This window comes from Bacteroidota bacterium (genome assembly GCA_030706565.1).
Classification (GTDB): Bacteria; Bacteroidota; Bacteroidia; order Bacteroidales; family JAUZOH01; genus JAUZOH01.
Genome location: JAUZOH010000101.1, coordinates 1 through 11,420, shown reverse-complemented (window position 1 = coordinate 11,420; position 11,420 = coordinate 1). Strand labels below are relative to the sequence as shown.

Genomic DNA, 11,420 nt, shown 5'->3' with positions numbered 1-11,420 from the left:
CATAGAAATAATGAGAAAAATTCCTCTGTGTCTTCTCTGTGTACCTCTGTGTTATTGAATCGATTTATTACACAGAGAACCACAGAGTTTTAACACAGAGTGCCACAGAGAAATCTGTTATAACCCCTTTATACTACTTGCGAAACTTAAATACTTTATACTTCCCAACTAATAATCTTCATTATTCTCTAACAACTATGAGATAACTATCATTTCAATATTTTCACACTCATATTTCCATTTTTATTTTCAAAGGAAACAGTCAGCACCTCTTTGGTGTCATCAGGGCCATAATCGGCAAACGTGAAATGACTGTCAAAAAAACGGATTTTATTTTGCAAAAGATCAAGGTGCTTCCCATCAACTTCTGCTTTTTGAAATCCATCAAACCCATGTAAAATCAAGCGGATCACCTTAAATTTGGAAGCATAATTTCCTTCTTTCCCGCCAAATTCAAGGGTACTCTGTTCCGGATTGTAGCTGATTGACCGTTTGTAGAAACCACCTTTCTGGTAATCATAGGTTTGTCCATTATCCTCATAATAAACGAAATGATTAGCCTCATCATCGCCCTTGTACAAATGAATATTTAATGTATCGCCAGCATTATCGGCAGTAGATTCAACCAATTTCTGCATGGGAATAATACTACCTGCTTTAATAAATAAAGGCAGCTTTTCTTCCGGAGATTCGGTTAACACGGGCTGACTGCCCTCATAAACCTTGTCGGAAAACAGATCAAACCACTTTCCCCTGGGAAGATAAACCTTTGCCAATGCCTCCGTGCTTTTTACAGGTGCCACCAAAATAGCAGGCCCGAAAAGATATTGCTGCTGGAACGAAGAATCAAAGATTTTTTCATCGGAAGAATAATCTATTGCCAGGGAACGCACTACCGGCATACCATTCTGAGTGGATTCATAAAATGATGAATAAAGATAGGGCATCAATTGATAACGGAAACCAATATAACGCCGGACAATATCCTCTGAAATTTCTCCAAATGCCCAGGGTTCGGCACGATTGGTATAAACAGCCGTATGTGCCCTGAACATGGGTAAAAATGAACCTATTTCCATCCAGCGGGTATATAATCCGGATGCCGGATTACCGCTATACCCGCCAATATCCATGCCCGCAAAAGTAACCCCGCTCAAGCCCAGGCTGTTAATCAGGCGCACACCCAATAACATGTGGTCGTCGTTGGATTGGTTATCGCCGGTCCAGATTGCCGTATAGCGCTGAAGTCCTGAGTAGCCGGAACGCGTAAGTACAAACGGACGGTTACCGTTCATGTATTTTTTAGCCCCTTCATAAGAACTTCTGGCCATTTCCAGGCCAAAAACATTTTTACCTTCCCGGTAAGAAGTCTTTTTCCCTTCCCAGTTCAGTTCCAACAAAAGTGGGACATCCTTACCCCAGGCAGCGATTTCGTTCATATCATTCCAGAAGCCGGTGACACCCTGATCGGCATAAGTTTTTACCCATTTTCCCCACCATTCCCTTGCTTTTGGCATGGTGAAGTCAGGGAAATTGCACCATCCGGGCCATACACAACCCTGATAACGGGAACCATCCGGATACTTAATGAAAATATCAGATTTCAAACCATCCTGATATACCGGATAACCCTCTTCAACCTTCACACCCGGATCAATAATCAGCGCTGTATGAAAATTCATATTTTTCAACTCACCGATCATTTTTGAAGGCTCAGGAAATTTTTCCTTATCCCAGGTAAAAAGTTTATAATGATCCATATAATGAATATCCAGGTAGATCATGTCAACCGGGATATTCCTTTCCCTGAACTTAGCGGCAGTAGATAGGACATCAGCCTGCGGAAAATAGCTATAACGGCATTGCTGAAAACCCAGAGACCACAATGGAGGCATGGGCATACGCCCGGTAAGCCAGGTATATGATTCAATAATTTTACGAACATCGGTATGATATATGAAATAATAATTCATTTCTCCGCAATCAGCCGAGAAAGAAGCGAAGCGATTGTTCCCTGCGCCGAAATTAAAAACCGTCCTTGAAGAATTATCCAGGAAGATGCCATAACAGGTATTCCCGTGCAACCCGATATAAAAAGGAATAGTAGAATAAAGGCTTGAGCTCTCGTTGTTGTAACCGGGATTGTCGGTGTTCCAGTTAATGTAGGATTCGCCCCTGCGGTCGAGATTTCCGCCATGTTCGCCCAGACCGATAAACCGTTCATCCGGCTGTAAAGCCTTGTAGGTAGTAACTTCCTCGCCCAGCCAGGAAGTACCGAATGCCAGATCATCGGAATTGATCAGTTCGCCTTTGAGATTATAAAAAACAAAACGCAAAGGTTTCTTCTGAACTTTCAGAACAACAGAATCAGTTTCAATAACATACTGATCAGGCGTGTCTTCTGTCTTAACTTTACATTTCTGTGGATCTGCGACCACAGCATAACTAAATGTTTTGGTGAAATTTTCCTTTTCCACCCGGATTCTGATGACATCCGGAGAATAAACAATGGCCTCTGCCAGGCCATTGTCCGTGTGAAATGTGAAAATATTCTGTGAGACTTCAATCTTCCTGCAGTTTCCCAGCGATTTATTTAAAGAAACCTGAGCATCTACGGTAAAAGCAAATAGGATCTCCAGTATGATGAAGTGAAAAAATTTATTCATCTATGTCAATTTTATAATCCTGAAAATAATTTAAAAGCCTTAATTCTTACTTAGTTCAATAATCATTGAAGTTTTAGCAGGAACATTAATAACAGATAAATCATTAATCTTCTTTTCAGAGATTATGTCATAACCTGAAGTAAATTCTTTCATACGTTCTGCAAAACGTTGGGTATCCAGATTTTCAGCTTGGGAATTACCATTGAGGATTACCATAACGGTTTTAGCATCATTATACCTGAAATAGACGTAAATATTGTCCTGTGGGGCAAACTGCATGGTTTTACCGTAAAAAATGACCGGATTTGCCTTCCGCCAGTTCAGCAGTTTATAAATAAAATGATAAGATTCATTTTCCTGTGGTGTTCTGCCTTCTTCGGTAAAAGCATTGCGGGTATCATTGGGCCAACCACCCGGAAAATCCAGACGGGCATATCCATCACCCTTCAATTTATCGCCCCTCATCATGATTTCGGAACCGGTATAAAACTGAGGTATCCCTCTGATGGTAAACAGTACCGTGTAAGCCATCTTGTATTTCGCGATATCATTACTGATGATTTCATCAAAACGCTGAGTGTCATGATTTTCAGTAAAAACCAGCAAATTATTTGGATCAGGGACGATATAATCCAGGGCAAAATGGTTGTAAAATCCTTCCAACCAGCCATCAAAACTGGATGCATAAATATCCTGCAGAGGGAAATCCATTACAGAAGGCAGTTGAGAATCGTAACCGTCATAATTTTTAGAACCTGTCTGCCAATATGCCATTTCCTGTGAAGTATGAATAGTATTTTCCCCGACTATATTAATATTGGGATATTCTTCACGAACAGCCTTTACAAGACGCGGTAAGGACTTGGTGCTATTATAGGGATGTGTATCAATCCGCAAACCGTCTAATCCGGCATATTCAACCCACCAGATGGTATTTTGGGTCAGATAAGTTAAGAGATAAGGATTGTCCTGGTTAAGATCAGGCATCGTGGTATCGAACCAACCGTTAAAATTCAGATTCCGGTCAGCTTCCGAAGCATAAGGATCGTAAACAGACGGAATCCTGAAATTGCAATGTGTATAATTTTTAAACTGATGCACCCAGTCTTTTGTGGGCAAATCAGCCATCCAGTAATGGTTCGAACCACAATGGTTGGTCACTACATCCATAACCAATTTCATGCCGCGTTGGTGCATTTCATCGGCAAGCCGGGCATAATCTGCATTTGTCCCAAACCGGGGGTCAATCCGGTAAAAATCGGTAATTGCATAAGTATGATAGGAATAGTTCTGCATATTATCTTCCAGAAGCGGGGTAATCCACAAGGCCGAAAATCCCGAATTCTTTAAATAATCCAGATGATTGATTATTCCCTGAATATCACCGCCGTGTCGGCCATTGGGATCAGAAAGATTGGCTTTTTCGTACATACCTTTCATGGAATCATTGTTCGGATTGCCATTCGAAAAACGGTCGGGCATCAGAAGATACATCACATCCGAAGCATCATAACTCTTTCGCTGAGCCGAATTATTTCCACGGTTATTTAGTTGGAAAAAAGCTTTTAAAACTTTCTTCCCGTCTTTGATAAATTCTATGGGATAATTTCCCGGAACAGCCTGATCGCTGATAACCAAATCAACAAACAGGTAATTTTTATTTTCAACTTTTTCAGTCCCTTTAAGGGTTACTCCCGGGATATTTATTTTGGCATCAGTAAGGCCGATGTCATTCCCGTAAACCAAAAGCTGAAGACTGGGGTTCTTCATTCCGATCCACCAACTGGCAGGTTCCATCCTGTTCAGGGTGATTTTACCCGTTGCAAAAACGAGGGTTGTTGAATAAAAGAAAAATGAGACAAATAAAAATGAAATTATTTTTTTCATGAACAATAATTTAAATTTTAGCGTTTATATTAAACTCTTGTCGCCAGAGTGGGTATCTTCACCAACTTTTCAGGCGATAGATGCACATCTTTGTTATAAACATTAACTGTTAATTCAGAATCGCCTTTAATCGACAAATTTACAAATTCCTTATTGACAGCTACTTGTATATCTTTATTGCGAAATACAAGGGAGAATGAATATTCATTCCACTGTTCAGGAATCAGGGGATAAAGGTATAATTTATCATCTTTCACCCGTTTACCGCCAAAACCTTCAACAATGGACATCCAGGTTCCGGCCATGCTGGTGATATGAAGACCTTCATGGACTTCGTTATTATAATCGTCCAGGTCCAGGCGGGAAGTGCGCAGGTATAATTCATAAGCTTTTTCTATGCGGCCTATACGGGCAGCCACAATGGAATGAACGCAGGGAGACAATGAAGATTCATGAACTGTGCGGGGTTCATAGAAATCAAAATGACGCCTGATAAAATCAGTATCGTACTTGTCTTCAAACAGATAAATCCCCTGCAGCACATCTGCCTGTTTGATAAAACAGGAACGTAAAATCCTGTCCCACGACCAGCGCTGGTTGATTGGCCTGTTTCCTGCATCGAGATCTTTGACCAGAATCTGTTCCTTTTCCATGTATCCTTCCTGTTGCAGGAAAATCTTCAAATTGGATTCATACGGAAAATACATGTTATCAGCAATCTTCTTCCATTTTTGAACTTCGCTGTTTTCCTGCAATTTGGTCTTTTGAACAATTTCATTAAATCGTTTAGGATCAATAGATATCACCTTTTTAATAGCCTCAATGGTATATTCCATACACCATTTGGCCAGGGTATTGGTGTACCAGTTGTTGTTCACATTATTTTCATACTCATTCGGGCCAGTAACACCTAAAATAACATACTGTTTTTTTACTTCTGAAAAAGTAGCCCGCTGACTCCAAAAACGGGAAATGCCAATAAGGACTTCCAGACCATATTCGGCCAGATAATGTTCATCGCCTGTATAACGGATATAATTGTAAATTGCGAAAGCAATAGCCCCATTCCGGTGAATTTCCTCGAAAGTAATTTCCCATTCGTTATGACACTCTTCACCATTCATGGTTACCATGGGATATAAAGCAGCGCCACCGGTAAAACCCAGCTTTTGGGCATTTTCAATTGCCTTTTGAAGGTGTTTATAACGATAAATCAATAAATTTCGGGTCACCTTAGGAGAAGCTGTCGAAAGGAAGAAAGGGATACAGTAGGCTTCGGTATCCCAGTAAGTACTTCCTCCGTATTTCTCGCCGGTAAAGCCTTTAGGCCCTATATTCAAACGCTCGTCCTCACCCGTATAAGTTTGATTCAGCTGAAAGATATTGAAACGTATGCCCTGTTGGGCTTCAATATCTCCTTTAATTTGGATATCGCTATGTTCCCATATTTGAGCCCACTTATTCTTATGAGTCTCAAACAAAGTCTCAAAACCAGCAGAAAAAGCTTCATTAACCCTTTCCCCGGTAAGATCTAAAAGCTTATCAGCAGGATGATCCAGAGAAGAAAGCACTGCAGCATACTTATATAAAGTAATGACATCGTTCTGTACAGCCTGAATTTTTATTGAACATCCGGCATACTTTGGGCTTTCTTCATTTGTAGGGACCTGATTACAAGGTTTTCCATTTATCTCTGTTCGGAATTTCATTCCAAATCCAACCTGAAAATCAAGTTTTTTCGTCTGACATAACAAATATGCTTCATTCTTTACGGACTGGCTTTTAATGATATTCCAAAATTTTTCATTGTAGTTGGAATCTTCATTTTTCACATCCCCGTCAATATAAGGTGTGAAAATAATTTCGCCATCAAAATTCAAAGGAGTTACTGTATAACGGATAGCTCCGACTTCAGGAAGCGCCCTGCTCAGAAACCGCTTGGTTTCTACCTTAAGTTTATTACCATCATGAAAGACAGCAATAAAGCTTCGTTCCAAAAAGCCTTCCTTCATGTTCAAAACCCGCCTGAAATTTTCGACCTTGCACTTTGCCAGGTCAAGATGGACATTATTTAACCGGACATCAATTCCTATCCAGTTGGGGGAATTGAGTACCTTGGCAAAATACTCGGGATAACCATTTTTCCACCAGCCGACTTTTGTTTTATCGGGATAATAAACCCCCGCGATATAACTACCCTGTAATGTTTTTCCACTATATTGTTCCTCGAAATTGGCTCTTTGTCCCATGTGTCCGTTTCCCAGACTGAAAATGCTTTCAGAACATTTGTGGTTAACAGGATTAAAGCCCTCTTCGATTATGCACCATTCGTCACTTTTAAGATATTTATTCATAACCTTAAATTTTAACTTTCCTTACCTTAAGTACAGTTAATTAAAAATTGCCTTGAGTTTTTGAAATGAAAAAAGTGCAAAACCAGGAATAACGCCATTGGCTTTGCCAAGAATTTCGGGACTACCCACACCGATAGCCCCCATACCGCCAGCAAGAGCTGCTTCAATGCCCACTTCCGCGTCTTCAAAAACAACGCAGTTTTCAGGGGATATACCCAATTCTTTAGCACCCAGAAGAAAAATTTCGGGATTAGGCTTTGCATGCTGAACTTTATTGCCATCAATAATAGCATCAAAAAATGAGGAGATATTTAACCGGTCGAGTACGGTACCTGCGTTTTTACTGGCTGACCCCAGGGCAGTCCGTACATGGTTTGCCCTTAGATCGTCAATAAATTCCCTTACGCCCGGTAATATCTCTGAAGGAGTCATTTTTTGGATATAGGATACGTAGATGTCGTTTTTCTTTGCTGCAAGTTTCAGTTTTGTTTGTTCATCAAAAGATTTTCCGCCTACTTCAAGAAGTATATCAAGTGAACGCATACGGGATACTCCTTTCAACCGTTCATTGTCTTTCTCAGTAAAATTAAAACCCAGTTCATGGGCAAGCTCCCGCCATGCAATGAAATGGTATTTGGCAGTATCAACAATAACACCGTCCAAATCGAATATACATGCTTTGATTTCCATTGTTACTTCGATAATTAAATTATTGTTGTTTTACTTCCTTAATGAAAACGACTGTGAATCCGGCAATAAACATAGATATACCGGCTACTCCCAGCATAGTAATTGCATGTCCGCCCAAAAGTGAAAGAATAAGTCCGCCCAATAATCCAGCAGCAATCTGAGGGATTGTCACCGTAGCATTAAACAGTCCCATATACACGCCCATTTTACTGGCCGGCAAAGAAGCCGAAAGAATTGCATAAGGCATAGCCAGAATAGCAGCCCAGCCAATGCCTACACCTACCATGGAAGCAATCAATCCATACTGGTTATGAATGAATACCATGGACAACAGTCCAAGTCCTCCTAGCCACAAAGCAATCATATAGATGGTTTTTCTTCCAAATTTATCAGCCAGATTGCCCATGACAATAGAGAAAAGAGCTGCAAAGAGGCTATATAATGAGAAAATAACACCCACCCAGTTGCCAGCCTCATTGAAAGCAGCAGAGACAGAGTCATTGGGAGCAGTATGCCATACATTCTGGGCAACACCTGAAGTAGTATAAACCCACATCAGAAACAGCGAGAACCATGAAAAGAACTGGACAATTGCCAGACGCCACATGGTAACCGGAATATCTTTAATCAGGCTAATCAAGGAAGTATGCGATTTTTCTTCAACAGTAACTTCATGATATTTTTCGAATTCTTCGGGAGGATATTCCTTAGTTGTAAAAACAGTCCATAAAACAGTTAACAACAGAACAGCGCCGCCGAAATAAAATGCCCAGATCACAGTCGGGGCAACCTTATGGCCTGGAGCCGGAGTATTATGAACACCCAGCCAGGTCAGTACGAAAGGCAACAGAGAACCAACCACAGCACCGGTATTAATCAGAAAACTCTGGACGGAATAACCTTTGTTTCGCTGTTCATCGGGCAACATATCTCCCACCAGTGCCCTGAATGGCTGCATGGTTACATTAAAAGAGGTATCCATAAACAACAACATAAAAGCGCCAAAAAACATGGGGGGCAACAGATAGGCAAAGAACTCCGAATTAGGCATGAAAAACATGGCCAGTACTGAAATAATAGCCCCGCCAAAAATGAAAGGAATTCTTCGGCCTAGGCGTGTCCAGGTTTTATCACTGGAAAGGCCTATAATGGGTTGGACAATCAAACCGGCAATTGGAGCCGCAAGCCAGAAATAGCCCAAGTGGGAAACATCAGCACCTAAGGCTGAAAGTATTCGGCTGGTATTGCCGTTCTGCAACGAATAGCCTATTTGGACCCCAAGAAAGCCAAATGTCATATTCCAAATCTGCCAAAAGCGTAATTTAGGTTGTTGTATTTTCATACGTAATAAATTATTTAAGATGTCGTATGGAACTCCATGTTTGCTATTTTTATTCGCGTTTTGCGTTTATTCGCAAACAGGTACGTTTCATAATAAAAGCATAAAAAGTAAAATGAATAAATCATGATGAACCTGCTGACATCAGAAAACGACTCAACAAGCAAAGATTAACAAATAAAATTCTACCTATGGATAAAAGAGAAAAGCAAACCGACTATACAGAAACATGAGTATAAAACTCACCAGCCGGTCGAAGAGAAAAATTATGAACTAAACTTAGAATTCGTGATTGATGAAGCAAATATATAAAAGGATTTTTTAATAAAAAAAGGATTTTAAAAAATAAATTTCCACAACTATCAGACAATCAGATTTCAAACGTTTGCGAAAGATCAACCTTGGTCAGGGTCGATTCCCTTTTCATGAGGATGGGCGTAAGTACTTTGGTTTGAAAACTGTCTGCAGGGATCTCATTTTCTATACGGTTCAGAAGTAACCGTATGGCTTCTGTGCCCATTTCCGTCCCTTTTTGTTCTATGGTAGAAAGCGTAGGCGAAACAATTTCCGTATTGGGGCCATCACCAAAACCGATAACAGCAATATCATTAGGCACTTTCTTCCCCATTCTTTGAATCACCTTCATGGCTGCAATGGCTGTTGAGTCATTGACTGCAAAAACAGCATCTACAGAAGGATTAATTTTTAAAAACTTCTCCGTTTTCTCGAAAGCATCTTCACTGGTATCGCAATGTAATATAAGGTCAGGATTATAAGGAATATTATAGCGTTTTAAGGCACGTTGATAACCGGCACATCTGTCCTGACCGATCAGCAAATTTTGAGGAGCAGAAAAATGGGCAATATTTTTACAGCCCAATGAAATTAGATGTTCGGTAGCCATAAAAGCACCGCCTTCATCATTAATAATAACACGATCTGCAATTATTTCCGGACAAATCCTGTCAAAAAAAACCAAAGGGATGCCCTGGTTTACAAAAGCCCGGATATGATCAAAATTATAAGAATTCTTTGAAACAGATACCAGGACACCGTCAACGCGGTTAAGCAATAAGGCCTGGGCATTTATCTTTTCGCGTTCATAACTTTCGTTTGACTGGCAAACCATCACATTGTACCCCCTGTCGTAGGCAACATCCTCAATTCCGCTTATAACAGAAGAAAAGAAATGATGAACGATTTCAGGAATGATTACGCCAATCGTATTGGTCCTGCAACGCCTTAGGTTCAATGCCAATGCATTGGGCTCATAATTCAATTTAACAGCCAATTCTTTTACCTGGTTTTTTGTTTCTTCACTGATATCAGGATGGTTTTTTAAAGCACGGGAAACGGTCGAAATCGAAATACCCAGAATATTTGCAATATCCTTTATGGTTACCTGATGTATCTTCATCGTAGTAATTATTTACAGTAAAAATAATAAAATAAATAAAAAACCTAGTACTGTTAAGAGAATTTATAATTATTTAAATTAAATATTTTTCCATTAACATATAGAAATTAAATATTTTTTATGTTTTACAACATACGATTTTTGATGCAAACGGATTCGCAAACGTTTGCGGTTTCGTTTGCACTAAAAATATCCCAAAATGCCTGTAAAATGTAGACTTTCATCAGGATAATATTTAAAAAACCTTCGTAAATTTCGTTCAGATTTTAATCGTTCTTTGGCTAAAAGAGAAACCTAAAAAAAGAAAAGAAAAAAAATTCAATCTTGTTTCGTGATTGATGCATGTATTGAAAAATTAATTCCTTATTACTAACTAAATTCTTATTATGAAACGAAATTTAAAATTAATTCGAATCATCCCTATTTTGTGTTTATGGATGATGGCTTCCTGGCAGGTTTTGGCACAGGAAGTACAGATTCAGGGACAGGTGACTGATGGTTCATCAAAAGAAGCCTTGCCTGGCGTAAATGTGGTTATCCAGGGTACAACAAGAGGAGCGACCACGGATATTAATGGCAACTACAATATTAAAGCGCCCAAAAACTCTGTTCTTTTATTCTCCTATATGGGTTATAAGACGGAACAAAAAATGGTCGAAAACGCCGGAATTATTAATGTAACCCTGGAACCTACTTCCTCCAGCCTGCAAGAAGTAGTGGTTATTGGTTATGGTACGGTTAAAAAATCCGATGCAACCGGCTCGGTCACAGCCGTTGATTCCAAGGATTTCAACCGCGGCGCAATAACCTCTCCACAAGATTTGCTGGTTGGTAAAGCAGCAGGTGTGGTCATCACAACTGCAAGCGGCCAACCCGGCAGCGGAGCCACCATCCGGATCAGGGGCGGTTCTTCATTAAATGCTTCTAATGACCCCTTGATTATTGTCGATGGTATGCCTATTGACAATACTAATATTAACGGCAGTTCCAATTTTTTAACCTTTATTAATCCAAATGATATAGAAACTTTTACTGTTTTAAAAGATGCTTCGGCAACCGCAATTTAT

The 11,420-nt window shown here is 39.9% G+C and carries 7 protein-coding genes; 1 reads left to right on the top strand and 6 read right to left on the bottom strand.

Translation table 11 applies throughout. From position 1 onward, the window contains the following. Positions 1-209: 209 nt before the first annotated feature. The 6 genes from Q8907_07200 to Q8907_07175 all read right to left on the bottom strand — a co-directional run bounded on the left by Q8907_07200 (position 210) and on the right by Q8907_07175 (position 10,353). A complete protein-coding gene (locus tag Q8907_07200) occupies positions 210-2,666 on the bottom strand; it encodes a glycoside hydrolase family 31 protein (protein ID MDP4274047.1) in 2,457 nt (818 codons plus the stop codon). A gap of 39 nt (positions 2,667-2,705) precedes the next feature. Then, entirely contained in the window at positions 2,706-4,553 is a 1,848-nt protein-coding gene (locus Q8907_07195; protein MDP4274046.1) for a glycoside hydrolase family 13 protein, read from the bottom strand. A gap of 29 nt (positions 4,554-4,582) precedes the next feature. Next, a complete protein-coding gene (locus tag Q8907_07190; GenBank protein MDP4274045.1) occupies positions 4,583-6,907 on the bottom strand; it encodes a glycoside hydrolase family 65 protein in 2,325 nt (774 codons plus the stop codon). Positions 6,908-6,943: 36 nt separating this feature from the next. Then, positions 6,944-7,597 carry a beta-phosphoglucomutase gene (gene pgmB, locus Q8907_07185; GenBank protein MDP4274044.1) on the bottom strand — a complete coding sequence of 218 codons (654 nt, stop codon included), beginning with the start codon at positions 7,595-7,597 and terminating at the stop codon, positions 6,944-6,946. 19 nt (positions 7,598-7,616) lie between these two features. Then, complete coding sequence (locus Q8907_07180) at positions 7,617-8,939, bottom strand: MFS transporter (GenBank protein MDP4274043.1); 1,323 nt, start codon at positions 8,937-8,939, stop codon at positions 7,617-7,619. A 367-nt stretch (positions 8,940-9,306) separates the two neighbouring features. Continuing rightward, positions 9,307-10,353: a LacI family DNA-binding transcriptional regulator gene (locus Q8907_07175; GenBank protein ID MDP4274042.1), complete on the bottom strand. Its 1,047-nt coding sequence runs from the start codon at positions 10,351-10,353 to the stop codon at positions 9,307-9,309. 386 nt (positions 10,354-10,739) lie between these two features. Between Q8907_07175 and Q8907_07170 the strand changes: the two genes are divergently transcribed. Beyond that, on the top strand, positions 10,740-11,420 hold a 681-nt coding region (locus Q8907_07170; protein ID MDP4274041.1), incomplete at its 3' end, for a carboxypeptidase-like regulatory domain-containing protein.